Origin of the sequence: Cohnella yongneupensis (genome assembly GCF_042655785.1) — a bacterium.
Lineage (GTDB): Bacteria > Bacillota > Bacilli > Paenibacillales > Paenibacillaceae > Cohnella > Cohnella yongneupensis.
In genome coordinates, this window is record NZ_JBHSNC010000026.1 from 1 (window position 1) to 574 (window position 574).

The 574-nt window shown below is 45.5% G+C and carries 1 protein-coding gene; it reads right to left on the bottom strand.

All coding sequences use genetic code 11. From position 1 onward, the window contains the following. The coding region (locus tag ACFPQ4_RS09100; RefSeq protein ID WP_378111498.1) for an alcohol dehydrogenase catalytic domain-containing protein at positions 1–402 on the bottom strand (402 nt) is incomplete at its 3' end. Positions 403–574: the final 172 nt, after the last annotated feature.

Consider the following 574-nt stretch of genomic DNA (forward strand, 5'->3'; position numbering starts at 1 on the left):
TTCCCAAGCTGTGATAGAGGTTAAAGGAAGAGCTGCCGCTTCCGCGAAATTCAAGGAAGTTGGCTTGCGCCCTACAATCCGTTCATCAACCAGATGGTATTCACTGTTTCCGCCTTGTCGTGCAATGCTGCCCGCATAAAAAACTTCATCCCCCGGACGGAACAACGAGCAGTCCGGTCCCGCCTCTTCAACTATTCCTGCAACATCCCAACCTAAAATTTTAGGAACTTCTTCAACTCTGTCTTTAGGCGCACGTACCTTAGTGTCAACCGGATTGACCGATATGGCGATAACCTTGACCAAAATGTCACGACCCGTCGCTCTTGGTTTCTCCACAACTACATCTACTAAGCTTTCTGGATTTTCAATTGGAAGGTATCGGGTTAGTCCTACCGCCTTCATTGTAGCCATAATAAACCACATCCTTTCCTTACTAGTATACCCTTTGCGCTAACGGGACACGATAGTAGAACAGCTTGCTACGAGGCAGCTCTTTTTTTGTTTGTTTAAGTAACGGGCAGCATTCCTATAATGAAGAAATATCGAGTTTGAAAAACAAAAAGACTCCTTGGTA